The sequence below is a fragment of the Streptomyces sp. P3 genome (assembly GCF_003032475.1).
Classification (GTDB): Bacteria; Actinomycetota; Actinomycetes; order Streptomycetales; family Streptomycetaceae; genus Streptomyces.
This window is the reverse complement of the sequence record NZ_CP028369.1, coordinates 4,640,258-4,654,056: the sequence shown is the minus strand read 5'-3', so window position 1 is coordinate 4,654,056 and position 13,799 is coordinate 4,640,258. Positions and strand designations below refer to the sequence as shown.

Annotated in this window: 11 protein-coding genes; 8 read left to right on the top strand and 3 right to left on the bottom strand. The window is 73.8% G+C overall.

Features of this window, described 5'->3' with window-relative positions; translation table 11 throughout:
- The first annotated feature begins 83 nt into the window (after positions 1-83).
- The 3 genes from C6376_RS20945 (at position 84) to C6376_RS20935 (ending at position 5,958) form a co-directional block, all read left to right on the top strand.
- Positions 84-3,950: a Pls/PosA family non-ribosomal peptide synthetase gene (locus C6376_RS20945; protein WP_107444841.1), complete on the top strand. Its 3,867-nt coding sequence runs from the start codon at positions 84-86 to the stop codon at positions 3,948-3,950.
- Positions 3,951-4,030: 80 nt separating this feature from the next.
- Positions 4,031-5,383 carry a M1 family metallopeptidase gene (locus C6376_RS20940; RefSeq protein ID WP_107449085.1) on the top strand — a complete coding sequence of 451 codons (1,353 nt, stop codon included), beginning with the start codon at positions 4,031-4,033 and terminating at the stop codon, positions 5,381-5,383.
- A 140-nt stretch (positions 5,384-5,523) separates the two neighbouring features.
- Positions 5,524-5,958, top strand: coding sequence for a YchJ family protein (locus tag C6376_RS20935; RefSeq protein WP_159083232.1), 435 nt, complete (start codon positions 5,524-5,526; stop codon positions 5,956-5,958).
- Between the two features lie 18 nt (positions 5,959-5,976).
- Here the strand turns inward: C6376_RS20935 and C6376_RS20930 are convergent, their stop codons facing one another.
- Positions 5,977-6,678: a FadR/GntR family transcriptional regulator gene (locus C6376_RS20930; RefSeq protein ID WP_107444840.1), complete on the bottom strand. Its 702-nt coding sequence runs from the start codon at positions 6,676-6,678 to the stop codon at positions 5,977-5,979.
- Positions 6,679-6,821: 143 nt separating this feature from the next.
- Here C6376_RS20930 and C6376_RS20925 point away from each other — a divergent pair, with 143 nt between their 5' ends.
- The 4 genes from C6376_RS20925 to C6376_RS20910 all read left to right on the top strand — a co-directional run bounded on the left by C6376_RS20925 (position 6,822) and on the right by C6376_RS20910 (position 10,840).
- On the top strand, positions 6,822-7,340 hold the full coding sequence (locus tag C6376_RS20925; protein WP_107444839.1) for a gluconokinase: 519 nt from the start codon (positions 6,822-6,824) through the stop codon (positions 7,338-7,340).
- 220 nt (positions 7,341-7,560) lie between these two features.
- Positions 7,561-8,958: a gluconate:H+ symporter gene (locus C6376_RS20920; protein WP_107444838.1), complete on the top strand. Its 1,398-nt coding sequence runs from the start codon at positions 7,561-7,563 to the stop codon at positions 8,956-8,958.
- Between the two features lie 87 nt (positions 8,959-9,045).
- On the top strand, positions 9,046-9,804 hold the full coding sequence (locus tag C6376_RS20915; RefSeq protein WP_107444837.1) for an SDR family oxidoreductase: 759 nt from the start codon (positions 9,046-9,048) through the stop codon (positions 9,802-9,804).
- Positions 9,805-9,832: 28 nt separating this feature from the next.
- A complete protein-coding gene (locus C6376_RS20910; protein WP_107444836.1) occupies positions 9,833-10,840 on the top strand; it encodes an L-idonate 5-dehydrogenase in 1,008 nt (335 codons plus the stop codon).
- 136 nt (positions 10,841-10,976) lie between these two features.
- Here the strand turns inward: C6376_RS20910 and C6376_RS20905 are convergent, their stop codons facing one another.
- Complete coding sequence (locus tag C6376_RS20905; protein WP_107444835.1) at positions 10,977-11,600, bottom strand: cytochrome b/b6 domain-containing protein; 624 nt, start codon at positions 11,598-11,600, stop codon at positions 10,977-10,979.
- Positions 11,584-12,309 (bottom strand): molybdopterin-dependent oxidoreductase, encoded by a 726-nt coding sequence (locus tag C6376_RS20900; RefSeq protein ID WP_107444834.1) that lies wholly within the window; start codon positions 12,307-12,309, stop codon positions 11,584-11,586. Before C6376_RS20900 ends, C6376_RS20905 begins: the two co-directional genes overlap by 17 nt.
- A 554-nt stretch (positions 12,310-12,863) precedes the next feature.
- Here C6376_RS20900 and C6376_RS20895 point away from each other — a divergent pair.
- Entirely contained in the window at positions 12,864-13,757 is an 894-nt protein-coding gene (locus tag C6376_RS20895) for a DMT family transporter (RefSeq protein ID WP_107449083.1), read from the top strand.
- The last annotated feature ends 42 nt before the right edge of the window (positions 13,758-13,799 follow it).

The following is a 13,799-nucleotide window of genomic DNA, read 5'->3' as shown; positions in this document are numbered from 1 at the left end:
ATGGAGCTGGACCGGACAACCCCAGGCAGACCTGCGGGCCCGCCGGCGCCCCGGAGGCTTCCGGGTTCGAGACGCGAGGACCGATGGCAGCCATTCACGAGAGCAGCGCTCTCGGCCTGCTCGACGAAGAGATCCACGCTCGATTCGGTGACACCGCCCGTTTCTCCGGCGGTCCCGCCGCCTCCGCCCGCACCCTCGTCGACGTCTTCGACGCCTCCGTGCGGTCCTTCCCGGACGAGCCCGCCCTGGACGACGGCAGCACGCTCCTGACCTACCGTGCCCTCGCCGTCGAGGTGGAGAACCTCCGGCGCCGGCTCGCCGCCGCCGGGGTCGGGCTCGGCGACCGGGTGGGCGTGCGCGTGCCCTCCGGCACCAACGACCTGTACGTGGCGATCCTGGCCGTCCTCGCCGCCGGAGCGGCCTACGTTCCGGTGGACGCCGAGGACCCGGACGAGCGGGCCGAGCTGGTCTTCGGGGAGGCGGACGTGCGGGCGGTGGTCGGCGCCGGCCACGAGATCACCGTCCACGGCGCGTCCGGGGTGGCCGCCGCCCGCCCCGGTACCGGGCACGACGCCTGGATCATCTTCACCTCCGGCTCGACGGGGAAGCCCAAGGGCGTCGCCGTCAGCCACCGCAGCGCCGCCGCGTTCGTGGACGCCGAGGCCGCGCTGTTCCTCACCGAGGAGCCGATCGGACCCGGCGACCGTGTCATGGCAGGGCTGTCGGTGGCCTTCGACGCCTCCTGCGAGGAGATGTGGCTGGCCTGGCGGTACGGGGCCTGTCTGGTGCCGGTGCCGCGCTCACAGGTCCGCAGCGGCGCCGACCTCGGGCCCTGGCTGGTCGACCAGGAGATCACGGTGGTCTCGACCGTGCCGACGCTGGCCGCGCTGTGGGAACCCGAGACCCTGAACGACGTCCGGCTGCTGATCTTCGGCGGCGAGGCCTGCCCGCCGGAGCTGGTGCAGCGGCTGGTGACGGAGGGCAGGGAGGTGTGGAACACCTACGGGCCGACCGAGGCGACGGTGGTGGCCTGCGCCTCGCTGATGTCCGGCGAGGAGCCGGTCCGCATCGGCTTGCCGCTGCGGGGCTGGGAGCTGGCCGTCGTGGACGAGGCCGGCGAGCCGGTGCCGATGGGCGGCAGCGGACAGCTGGTGATCGGCGGGGTCGGGCTCGCCCGGTACCTCGACGCCGAGAAGGACGCGGAGAAGTACGCGCCGCTCACGTCGCTGGGCTGGGAGCGGGCATACCGCAGCGGCGACCTGGTGCGCGCGGACGCCGACGGACTCGTCTTCCTCGGCCGGGCCGACGAGCAGATCAAACTCGGCGGGCGGCGCATCGAACTGGGCGAGGTGGACGCCGCGCTGCAGGCGCTGCCCGGCGTCGCGGGGGCCGCGGCGGCCGTGCGCAGCGCCCGCGGCGGCAACCAGCTTCTCGTGGGGTACGTCGTCGTCCAGGAGGGCTGGGACCAGGCGGCGGCCGTACGGCGGCTGCGCGCCGAGCTGCCCGCGGCCCTGGTGCCGCTGCTCGCGCCGGTCGACGACCTGCCTACCCGCACGTCCGGCAAGGTGGACCGCAACGCGCTGCCCTGGCCCCTGGAGGGGCTGGAGACCGGCGGCAGGACCGAGCAGCTGTACGGCACCGAGGCCTGGCTCGCCGAGCAGTGGACGGAGGTTCTCGGCATCCCCGTCTCCGGCGCCCGCGACGACTTCTTCGCGATCGGCGGCAGCAGTCTGGCCGCCGCTCAGCTCACCACGAGGCTGCGCACCCGGTATCCGAGCGCGGCCGTCCTGGACGTCTACCAGCAGCCCACGCTGCGCAAGCTGGCCCGCCACCTGGAGGAGTCGGCGCAGGACGACGGGTCCGCCCGCGTCGTCGCGCCGGTGGCCGTGCGCGCCAAGGTGGTCCAGCTGCTGCTCCTCGTCCCGCTGTTCACGCTGCTGGGGCTGCGCTGGACGGTGCCGCTGGCCCTGGTGGGCAACCTGTTGCCGAGGTACTCCTGGCTGCCGACCGCGCCCTGGTGGCTGGTCGTGAGCGGTGCGCTGCTGCTGTTCAGCCCACCCGGGCGGCTCGCGATCGCGGCCGGCGGTGCGCGGCTGCTGCTGCGCGGGGTGCGGCCCGGGCGGTACGCGCGCGGCGGCGGCGTCCATCTGCGGTTGTGGACGGCGGAGCGGCTCGCCGAGTTCAGCGGGGCGACCTCGCTGACCGGTTCCTGGCTGGAGCGCTACGCGCGGGCGCTGGGCGCCAAGGTCGGGCCGGACGTGGATCTGCACTCGCTGCCGCCGGTCACCGGCATGCTCAGGCTGGGCCGGGGCGCGGCCGTCGAGTCCGAGGTGGACCTGTCGGGCCACTGGCTGGACGGCGACCGGCTCGAGATCGGCCCGGTCAGGGTGGGTGCGCACGCGGTCGTCGGCACCCGCAGCATGCTGTTCCCGGGCGCCCGGGTCGGCAAGCGGGCCGAGGTGGCGCCGGGTTCCGCGGTGACCGGTCAGGTCCCCACCGGCCAGCGCTGGGCTGGCGCGCCTGCGGCCAAGCTCGGCAAGGCCAAGCGCAACTGGCCCAAGGAGCGGCCGGCGCGGGGCACGTACTGGCGCTTCATGTACGGCCTGACCGGATTCGCGCTGACCGCGCTGCCGGTGCTGGCCGGCGGGGCGGCGCTGCTGGTGGCGGGTCTGTTCGTGCCGCCCGGCGGCGGTCTCGCCGCGGCGCTGTCGGGTGCCGCGCTCGCCCTGGTCCCGGCGACGCTCGCCTTCGGGCTGGCGTACGCGGTGCTGCTGCTGGCGGCCGTGCGGCTGCTGAGCCTGGGTCTGCGGGAGGGCACGCACCCCACACACAGCCGGACGGGCTGGCAGGCCTGGACGGTCACGCAGCTCATGGACCGCTCGCGGGAGACCCTGTTCCCGCTGTACGCCGGGCTGGTCACGCCGGTGTGGCTGCGGCTGCTCGGCATGCGGATCGGCAAGGGCGCCGAGATCTCGACGGTGCTCGCGCTGCCCAGTCTGACCACGGTCGGCGAGGGCGCGTTCCTCGCCGACGACACGCTGACCGCGCCGTACGAGCTCGGCGGCGGCTGGATGCGGATCGGCCGGGCGGAGATCGGGCGGCGGGCGTTCCTCGGCAACTCGGGGATGACCGCGCCGGGGCGGAGCGTGCCGGACGGCGGTCTGGTGGGCGTGCTGTCGGCGACGCCCAAGAAGGCGAAGAAGGGCAGCTCGTATCTGGGGCTGCCGCCGGTGAAGCTGCCGCGGAACACCACGGACAGCGATCGGAGCCGGACGTACGAGCCGACCGCGCGGCTGTTGTGGGCGCGCGCGCTGGTGGAGCTGTGCCGGATCGTGCCGGTGTTCTGCTCGGCGGGGCTGGCGGTGCTGACGGTGGCGGCGCTGTGCGCGCTCGGAGCGTGGGCGCCGCTGCTGTCGGGGCTCGTGCTGCTCGGGGCGGGGGCCGCGGCGGCCCTCGTCTCGGTGGTCGCCAAGTGGCTGCTGGTCGGCCGGCACCGCAGTGGCGAGCACCCGCTGTGGAGCGGGTTCGTGTGGCGCAACGAGCTGGCGGACACGTTCGTCGAGGTGGTGGCCGTGCCGTGGCTGGCCGGGGCCGTGCCGGGTACGCCGGTGATGACGGCGTGGCTGCGCGGGCTCGGGGCGCGGATCGGCAGGGGCGCGTGGGTGGAGAGCTACTGGCTGCCGGAGTCGGACCTGGTCACGCTGGAGGACGGTGTGACGGTCAACCGCGGGTGCGTGCTGCAGACTCACCTCTTCCACGACCGGATCTTGCGGACGGATACTGTGGTCCTCCGTGAGGGTGCCACGCTGGGCCCTGGCGGGATCGTGCTGCCCGGCAGCACGGTCGGGGCCCGGACGACCCTGGGTCCCGCGTCGCTCGTCATGGCCGCGGAGTCCGTCCCGGACGACACCCGCTGGCTCGGCAACCCGATCGAGGCATGGCGTCCCTGAGGACGGGCCACTCGGACCCGGAGCGCGGCGACGCACCGGCGACGGGCGGTTCGAGCACAGGGCAGGGAGCGGACGCGGAAGTGGCAGTTCAGCAGTCGGTCGGGCCGGACCCGTATTTCCCGGCCAACGGTGACTCCCGGTACCGGGTGCACCGCTACGAGCTCACGCTGGACTACCGGCCGGGCCCGAACCGGCTGTCGGGCGCGGCGCGGATCAACGCGATCGCGGGGCGGTCGGCGCTGGCCGAGTTCCAGCTGAACCTGGCCGACTTCAAGATCGGCCGGGTCCGGGTGGACGGTCGTCCGGCGCACTACACGCATCGGGGCGGCCGGCTGCGGGTCCGGCCGGCCAAGCCGGTCCGCGCCGGGGCCGCCTTCACGGTGGAGGTGCAGTGGTCGGGCAACCCGAAGCCGGTGAGCAGCCCCTGGGGCGGGCTCGGCTGGGAGGAGCTGGACGACGGGGCGCTGGTGGCGAGCCAGCCGGTCGGGGCGCCGTCCTGGTACCCGTGCAACGACCGTCCGGCGGACAAGGCGTCGTACCTGATATCGGTCACGACGCCGTCGGCGTACTCGGTGGTGGCGGGCGGCCGGCTGCTGACGCGGACCACGAAGGCGTCGACGACCACCTGGGTGTACGAGCAGTCGGCGCCGACGTCGAGCTACCTGATAGGGCTGTCGATCGGCAAGTACCAGACGGTCCTGCTGGGCGACCCGGGGCTCGGCGGCGTCCCCCAGCACGGGCACATCCCGGCGCGGCTGCTGCCGGAGTTCTCGCGGGACTTCGCTCGCCAGCCCGGCATGATGCACCTCTTCCAGCAGCTCTTCGGTCCCTACCCGTTCGACGAGTACGCGGTGGTCGTGACGGAGGAGGAGCTCGACGTCCCCGTCGAGGCGCAGGGGTTGTCGCTGTTCGGCGCCAACCACGTGGACGGGGCGCGGGGTTCGGAGCGGCTGGTGGCGCACGAGTTGGCGCACCAGTGGTTCGGCAACAGCGTGTCGATCGCCGACTGGCGGCACATCTGGCTGAACGAGGGGTTCGCGAAGTACGCGGAGTGGTTGTGGTCGGAGCGGTCGGGCGGCCGCAGCGCGCAGCAACTCGCCGCCGCCGCACACCGGTTGCTGGCGACGCAGCCGCAGGATCTGCGGCTCGCCGATCCGGGGCGCAAGTCGATGTTCGACGACCGGCTCTACGAGCGCGGCGGTCTCGCCGTGCACGCCGTGCGCTGTGCGCTGGGCGACGACGCGTTCTTCCACATGGTGCGCGCCTGGCTCGGCGTGCACCGCGGCGGATCGGTGACCACGGCGACGTTCGCCGCGCACGCCGCCCGGTTCGCGTCCGAGCCGCTGGACGAGCTGTTCGCGGCCTGGGTGTACGGGACGGCGCTGCCGCCGTTGCCGACGCCTTCGGCGCAGCGGGGCGCGGCGTCGGCCTGAGCGCGGGGCCGTACCGGCGCCGGCCCGGTGACGAGGCGGGCGGCGCGGGGCGGTCGCACCTTGGGCTCCCGGGCACCTCGAGAGGCCCGGACGGGCGGCCCGCCGTCCGCCGGGCGGGGATCGCCCGGCACAATGTGCGCATGGCCCGACGTCCCGCCCGCCCGCGACAGCGCGCCTCCGCGGCTGTCCCCATTGTCCCCGCCTCCGGCACCGACTGCCCGTGCGGGCTTTCCGCACCTTACGAGGGGTGCTGCGGCCGCTACCACGCGGGCGCAGGGGCCGCGCCGACCGCCGAGGCGCTGATGCGGTCGCGCTACAGCGCGTTCGTCAGGGGCGAGGCGGGCTATCTGCTGCGGACCTGGCATCCGCGGACGCGTCCGGAGCGGCTGGAGCTCGATCCGGGGACGCGGTGGACGGGCCTGGAGATCCTCTCCGTGTCCGACGGGAGCGCGTTCCACCGGAGTGGGACGGTGGAGTTCCGTGCGTCGTACCGGGGCGGCTCGCTGCACGAGCGCAGCCGCTTCGAGCGGGTGGACGGGACCTGGGTGTACGTGGACGGGGAGTTCCCGGAGTGACGCCGTACGCCGGCCGCGTCAGGGAGCCAGGATGTCGAGTTCGTGGAGGGCGCCGACGGTGATCTCGCGGGTGAGGCGTTCCGCACGGGCCGCGTCGCCGGCCCGGACGGCCTCGGCGACCTGGACGTGCAGGGTGACGGCGGCCGGGTCGGGGTCCTCGAACATGACCTCGTGATGGGTGCGGCCGGCCAGGACCTCCGCGACGACGTCGCCGAGACGGGCGAACATCTCGTTGCCGGAGGCGGCGAGGATCACCCGGTGGAAGGCCACGTCGTGGATCAGGTACCCCTCCAGCCGGTGGCCGCGTGAGTGGGCCACCATGCCGAGCGCGCACTCGGTGAGCTCGGCGCACTGCTCCGCCGTGGCGTGGCGTGCGGCCAGACCCGCCGCGACCGGCTCGATCGCCGAGCGCAGGACGGTGAGCGAGCGCAGCTGACGCGGGCGGTCGGCGCCGGCCAGCCGCCAGCGGATGACCTGCGGGTCGTAGACGTTCCACGCCGACCTGGGGCGGACCGTCACGCCGACGCGGCGGCGCGACTCGACCAGGTCCATGGACTCCAGGACACGGACCGCCTCGCGCATCACGGACCGGGAGACGTCGAAACGCTGGGCCAGCTCGTCGGTGCGCAGGACGCTGCCGGGCGGGTACTCGCCCGCCGTGATCGCGGGCCCCAGGGCGTCCAGTACGCGGCCGTGCAGCCCCCGGTCCGGAGTGGTCATGCACTCAGCGTACGGGGTAGATCACGGAGCCAAAAAGTCAGACTTATTTGGTGCAGGGTCTTGCAATAGTCCTACCTAATCGGTTTCAGTGTCGTCGGCGGCGTCCACCGGCGCCGGATGTCGAGGAAGACAGCGAGGCAGAGATGCGTACCCCGCACGTCGTCGTGGTGATGGGCGTCGCCGGCACGGGCAAGACCACCATCGGCCCCCTGCTCGCCGCCCGGCTGGGAGTCCCGTACGCCGAGGGCGACGACTTCCACCCGCCGGCCAACATCGCCAAGATGTCGGCCGGCACCCCGCTCGGCGACGACGACCGGTGGCCGTGGCTCGACGCCATCGGCGCCTGGGCGGACGGGCGGGCCGGGCTCGGCGGCGTGGTCAGCTGCTCGGCGCTGAAGCGGTCGTACCGCGACCGGCTCAGGGCCGCCGCCCCCGCCGTCGTCTTCGTCCACCTGGCGGGCGACCGGTCGCTGATCGAGGACCGTATGGCGCACCGCCGGGGTCACTTCATGCCTACGGCACTGCTGGACTCCCAGTTCGCCACGCTCCAGCCTCTCGAGGCGGACGAGGCCGGCGTCGTCGTCGACGTCGTCGGCAGCCCGGAGGCCATCACCGGGCGGGCGGTGACGGCGCTGAGCACGCTCGCCGATCCCGTGGACTGAGCCTCCCCGTCCGGCCGACCACCGTCGGCCGACCATGGGACCGGCCTTCGTCGACCGGTCCTCGTCGACAGACCGTCGTCACCCTCCTCCTGAGCACTCCCGCAGGAGCACTCCCCCCGCGTGGGCCGTACCCGCGCGCTCCCCCGGCGTCGGCAGTACCCCCGCACGCCCCCGCACCCCCGTCACCCTCACCACTCCCCTACCTGACAAGGGAATCCCCGTGACCAGACTCAGTGTCGAGATGCTGGCAGCGGACGCCGTCGAGCCGATCACCTCGGCCGGCCACGCACAGCTGGGCATCGCCGTCCTGGCGGGCATCGCCGTGATCGTCCTGCTCATCACCCGGTTCAAGCTGCACGCCTTCCTGGCGCTGACCATCGGCTCGATCGCGCTGGGCGCGTTCGCCGGGGCGCCGCTCGACAAGGCCATCGCCTCGTTCACCACCGGGCTGGGCGCCACCGTCGCCGGGGTGGGCGTGCTGATCGCCCTGGGCGCGATCCTCGGCAAGATGCTCGCGGACTCCGGGGGCGCCGACCAGACCGTGGACACGATCCTCGCCAAGGCGGGCGGCCGCTCCATGCCCTGGGCGATGGTGCTGATCGCCTCGGTGATCGGTCTGCCGCTGTTCTTCGAGGTCGGCGTGGTGCTGCTGATCCCGGTGGTGCTGATGGTCGCCAAGCGCGGCAACTACTCGCTCATGCGGATCGGCATTCCCGCGCTGGCCGGCCTGTCGGTGATGCACGGGCTGGTCCCGCCGCACCCCGGTCCGCTGGTCGCGATCGACGCGGTGGGCGCCAACCTGGGCGTGACCCTGGCGCTCGGCGTGCTCGTTGCCATACCGACGGTCGTCGTCGCCGGTCCGCTGTTCTCGCGGGTCGCAGCACGCTGGGTGGACGTCCCCGCCCCCGACCGCATGATCCCCCAGCGTCCCTCCGAGGACCTGGCGAAGCGGCCCGGGTTCGGCGCCACCCTCGCCACCATCCTGCTGCCCGTCGTGCTCATGCTGTCCAAGGCACTGGTCGACATCGTGGTGGACGACCCGGAGCACAACGTGCAGCGCGTCTTCGACGTCGTCGGATCCCCGCTGATCGCGCTGCTCACGGCCGTGCTCGTCGGCATCTTCACCCTGCTGAGGCCCGCCGGGTTCGCCAAGGACCGGATCTCGGGGCTGGTCGAGAAGGGCCTCGCGCCCATCGCGGGCATCCTGCTGATCGTCGGCGCGGGCGGCGGCTTCAAGCAGACGCTGATCGACTGCGGCGTGGGCCGGATGGTGCTGGAGATCTCCGAGGACTGGTCCATCCCCGCCCTGCTGCTGGCCTGGCTGATCGCGGTGGCGATCCGGCTGGCGACCGGTTCGGCGACCGTGGCGACGATCTCGGCGGCGGGCCTGGTCGCCCCGCTCGCGGCCGACATGTCGACGACGCACACCGCCCTGCTGGTGCTGGCCATCGGCGCCGGCTCGCTCTTCTTCAGCCATGTCAACGACGCCGGGTTCTGGCTGGTGAAGGAGTACTTCGGGCTCACCGTGGGTCAGAACGTGAAGACCTGGTCGGTCATGGAGACGATCATCTCCGTGGTCGCGGGCGGTCTGGTCCTGCTCCTCTCCCTCGTGATCTAGACGACAGGTCACGGGCGTGGGCGGAAGGGACGGCGGGCGACGCCCGCGTGGACGGAAAGACGGACGCCGGGAAGAGGAGTCACGGCGATGAGCCACCCCCTGTTCGACATCAGCGGCCGGACGGCGCTGGTCACCGGCTCCAGCCGCGGCATCGGCCTGGCACTGGCCAGGGGGCTGGCCGAGGCCGGCTGCACGGTCGTCCTCAACGGGCGCGACGCCCCACGGCTCGAGCGGGCGGCCGCCGGACTCCCGGGCACCGTGCACACCAGCGCCTTCGACGTCACCGACGGGCCCGCGGTACGGGCCGGCCTCGCCGACGTCGAGAACCGGGTCGGCCCACTGGACATCCTGGTCAACAACGCCGGCATGCAACTGCGCGCCCCGCTGCTGGAGTTCGCCGACTCCGACTGGCACCGGGTGCTGGACGCGAACGTCACCAGCGCGTTCCTGGTGGGCCGGGAGGCGGCCCGGGGGATGACCGCACGCGGGCACGGCAAGATCGTCAACATCTGCTCCCTGCAGAGCGAGGTGGCCCGACCCGGCATCGCCCCCTACGCGGCCGCCAAGGGCGCGCTGAAGATGCTCACCAAGGGCATGTGCGCCGACTGGGGCCCGCACGGCGTCCAGGTCAACGGCCTCGGACCTGGCTACATCGAGACCGAGCTGACCCGGCCCCTGGTCGAGGACGAGGAGTTCAGCGCGTGGGTGCGGCGGCGCACCCCGGCCGGACGGTGGGGCCGTACCGAGGACCTGGTGGGCGGGGTGCTGTTCCTCGTCTCCCCGGCGGCGGACTTCGTCGGCGGGCAGGTGCTGTACGTCGACGGCGGTATGACGAGCGTGCTGTGAAACGTGCTGTGAAAGGACGTGACGACGGATGCTGGCATGTGTGATCCACGGTCCGGGCGACCTGCGCGTCGACGAACTGGCGCCTCCCTCGCCGGGGCCGGACGAGGTGCTCGTCGCCGTTCGGCACGGCGGGATCTGCGGATCCGACCTGCACTACTGGCGGCACGGCGGGGTCGGTGACTTCCGGCTGCGGGAGCCGATGGTGCTGGGGCACGAAGTCGTCGGCACGGCGTCGAGCGGGCCGCTCGCCGGCGCCGCGGTCGCCGTGCACCCCGCCACGCCGTGCGGGGTCTGCCCCGAATGCGCGGACGGGCGGCGACACGTCTGCCGGGACACCCGCTACCTCGGCAGCGCGGCCAGGATGCCGCACGTGCAGGGCGGCTTCGCCGCCGAGATCGCCGTTCCCGCCGCGCAGGTGCGGCCGCTTCCTGAGGGGCTGCCGCCGCGCCGGGCCGTGCTCGCCGAGCCGTTGTCGGTGGCACTGCACGCGGTGCGCCGAGCCGGTGCGGTGTCCGGACGGCAGATGCTGGTCACCGGGGCCGGTCCCATCGGCTCCCTGGTGGTCGCGGCGGCGAAGGCGGCGGGCGCGGCCCACGTCACCGTGACCGACCTGCTGCCCGCCGCGCTCGGGTACGCGCGCGCCGCGGGCGCCGACGCCGTCGTCCGGGCCGACGATCCGGCCGATCCCGGGTGGCCGGCGGAGGCGGACGTGGCCGTGGAGGCGTCCGGGACGGCCGCCGGGCTGGAGACCTGTCTGCGCCTGGTGCGCCGCGGCGGGGTCGTCGTGCAGCTCGGCATGCTGCCGCCTGGGCAGAGTCCCTTTCCGGGGAACCTGCTGGTCAGCCGGGAGATCGAGCTGCGCGGGGCGTTCCGTTTCGACACCGAGTTCGACGACGCGCTCCGGCTGCTCGCCGCCGCGCCCGCGTTCGACGCGCTGGTCAGCGCGGTCGTTCCGGTGCGGGCGGCGGAGTCGGCGTTCACGCTGGCCGCCGACCGCGGCCGCTCCTGCAAGGTGCTGCTGGACTTCGGCGACTGACCGACCCACAGCCGTCGGCGGCGAGGCCCCACGGGGGCGCGTTCCGGCGATCCGCCGGTGGCGGGGTGGGCCGGTCGCGGTCGCGCGGGGCCGGGCCGGGCGGTCATGGGGGGGCCGGTCACGGGGGATGCGCCGGTCACGGCCGCCAGTGGCGGTGTTCGCGCTCGGCCCACTCGCGGCTCACGGAGCCGGTGCGCATGCCGCGCCGCGCCTCCGGGTCCCCCAGCGCCATGCCGATGTGGCCGGCCAGGACGATGCCGACGGTCAGGGCCAGCCAGTCGTGCACGAAGGTCGCGCTGGTGCGCCACACGATCGGGGTGATGTGGGTGAACCACATGAGGAGCCCGGTGCCGAGCATGACCAGCGTGGCCCCGGCGATCCAGGCCGCGTAGATCTTCTGACCGGCGTTGAACTTGGCCGCCGGACGCGACTCCCGCCGCTTGTCCCGGCGCAGGACGGCCCGCAGCCAGCGGCGGTCGTACGGGCCGAAGCGGTTGAGGTGGCGCAGGTCGGCGCGGAACGCGCGGGAGGCGAGACCCGCGAGGACGGGGACGGGCAGGGCCAGCCCCGCCCACTGGTGGACCCGTACGACCAGTTCACGGCGGCCCACGAGCTGGGCGAGCTCGGGGACGTACAGGCAGGCGGCCGTCACCACGCACACGCCCATCAGCAGCGCCGTGGTGCGGTGCACCCAGCGCTCGGCGCGGGTGAAGCGGCGCACTCGCGTGGCGGCCGGCGGGGCCTCAGCTCGTAGGCTCATCGTCGCGTCCGTTCGAACGGCCGACCCAGGCGTCGACGTCGTAGCCTCGGTCCTCCCAGTAGCCGGGCCTCACCTTCTCGGTGACGGTGATGCCGGAGAGCCACTTGGCGGACTTGTAGAAGTACATCGGCGCCACGTAGAGACGGACGGGTCCGCCGTGGTCGTGACCGAGGTCCTTGTCCTGCATGCGCAGGGCGACCAGGACGTCGGCGCGGCGGGCCTGGTCCAGGGTGAGGCTCTCGCTGTACGCGCCGTCGAAACAGGTGAAGCGGACCGCGCCGGCCTTCGCCCGCACACCGGCCGCGTCGAGGAGGGCGGAGAGCCGCACGCCCTCGAACGCGGTGCCGGGGACCCGCCAGCCCGTGACGCACTGGACGTCCTTGACCATCCGGGTCTGCGGCATCGCTTTCAGCTGGGCCAGCGTGTAGCTGACCGGGCGGTCGACCAGGCCGTCCACGGTGAGCCGGTAGTTCGAGGCGTCCCTGTGCGGGACGGACGAGGTCACCGAGTAGTAGCGGAAGCCGCCTCCATTGGGGAGCAGCCCGGTCAGGCCCGTGGGGTCCTTGTCGGCGGCGCTGCCGAGGAAGGCCTCGAGACCGCGCTGCAGCGGGGGTGCGGCGACGACCCCGAGGGCGCCGAGGGCGAGGGTGCCGAGGAACACCCGGCGGCCGACGGGGGCGCCGCGTTCCTCGGACGGTTCGGGATTCACCCGTCCATTCGAACACCCACCGGCGGCCCGTACCAGGTTTCCCCGGCAGCCGTCAGACTTCCGTCATCACTTCCTGCCTTTCCGGGCCGCGGCGGGCCGGGTCCGCGCGGCCCGGAAACCCTCCGAACGCCGGGGCGATCCCGGGGGACGTCACGGCGGTCCCGTGAGCGCCGGGGCGATCCGAAGACCCGGCAACTCGAAGACCCGGCGACCCGGCGATCCGGGCGGTCACGGTGGCGGCGGGCAGTTGTCGGCGGCCCGCTCCTGGTGGGGGCCGCCGCCGGCCGCGTACCACGGGACGAGTGTGGCGTGCGCCATGGCGCGACCCGGCCGGAGCCCACACCATGGCCGTAGGGGCGCCCCGCGCCTCCGGCTTCGGCCGCGGGCCCCGCGACCGGGTCAGCCGCCCGGTTCGGGTACCCCCGCAACCATCGCCCCGGGCGGGCCCGTGGCGGACGCTTCGGGCACTCCCAGGGTGCCGAGGGCGCCGGGGCGCTACAGTCGGCCACTACGCACCCCGTCCGTGGCCCGACCGGATGATCGAGGTACGCAGCGTGTCGGTTCTGGTTCTGGTTCTCGCCGTGAGCGCCGCCTGCTGTCTGGGCTTCGGGTTCGTGCTCCAGCAGAACGCGGCCCAGCGGGCGCCGCTCGGCGACTTCCTCTCGCCGCGGCTGCTGCTCGACCTGATGCGGGTGCCGCGCTGGCTGGGCGGCCTCGGTCTCATGGTGGCCGGGATGGCCCTGGGCGCGATCGCGCTCGGCCAGGGCGAGATCTCCCTGGTGGAACCGCTGCTCGCGACCAACCTGCTCTTCGCCCTCGCGCTCTCCCGGCATCAGACGAAACAGTCGCTGGGCCGTCAGGGCTGGGCGGGGCTCGTCCTGCTCGCGGGCGGGGTGACCGTCTTCATCGTGGCGGGCGAGCCGCGCGGCGGCAGCGCGGTCACGGATCCGCTGCGGCACTGGACGATCATCGGCGCGATGATCGGACTGGCGCTGCTGCTCACCACCTACGCCAAGCGCTCCCGGCTCAGCGCGGGCCCGGTGCTGCTGGCCCTCGCCGCCGGTCTGCTGTACGGCGTGCAGGACGCGCTGACCCGGGTCAGCGGCCAGAACTTCTCGGCCGGCGGCCTCGGCGAGCTGATGACCGGGTGGGAGCCGTACGCGGTGCTCGCGCTCGGCGTGACCGGCCTCGTGCTGGTGCAGAGCGCCTTCGAGACGGCGCCGCTGCGGATGTCGCTGCCCGCGCTGACGGCGGCACAGCCGCTCGCCGGGATCCTCTGCGGCGTCGGCTTCCTGGGCGACCGGCTGCACACCGACACCGCCGCGCTGGCCTGGGAGGCGGTGGGGCTGGCGGCGATCGTCACGGGCATCGTGCTGCTCGGGCTGCACCCGGCGATGCCCCGGGGCGGGGCCCCTCGGGAGCGGGTGCCGAAGCTCCAGCCGCAGTAGGCGGCCCATCCGGCCGGGGCTCCCGGCGGCTGCTCGAGCGGA

Coding starts and splice junctions, on each gene's coding strand:
- C6376_RS20925 (WP_107444839.1), top strand. CDS start 6,822: ATGCGTACCCCGCACGTCGTCGTGGTGATGGGCGTCGCCGGCACGGGC.
- C6376_RS20910 (WP_107444836.1), top strand. CDS start 9,833: ATGCTGGCATGTGTGATCCACGGTCCGGGCGACCTGCGCGTCGACGAA.
- C6376_RS20930 (WP_107444840.1), bottom strand. CDS start 6,678: ATGACCACTCCGGACCGGGGGCTGCACGGCCGCGTACTGGACGCCCTG.
- C6376_RS20905 (WP_107444835.1), bottom strand. CDS start 11,600: ATGAGCCTACGAGCTGAGGCCCCGCCGGCCGCCACGCGAGTGCGCCGC.
- C6376_RS20915 (WP_107444837.1), top strand. CDS start 9,046: ATGAGCCACCCCCTGTTCGACATCAGCGGCCGGACGGCGCTGGTCACC.
- C6376_RS20935 (WP_159083232.1), top strand. CDS start 5,524: ATGGCCCGACGTCCCGCCCGCCCGCGACAGCGCGCCTCCGCGGCTGTC.
- C6376_RS20945 (WP_107444841.1), top strand. CDS start 84: ATGGCAGCCATTCACGAGAGCAGCGCTCTCGGCCTGCTCGACGAAGAG.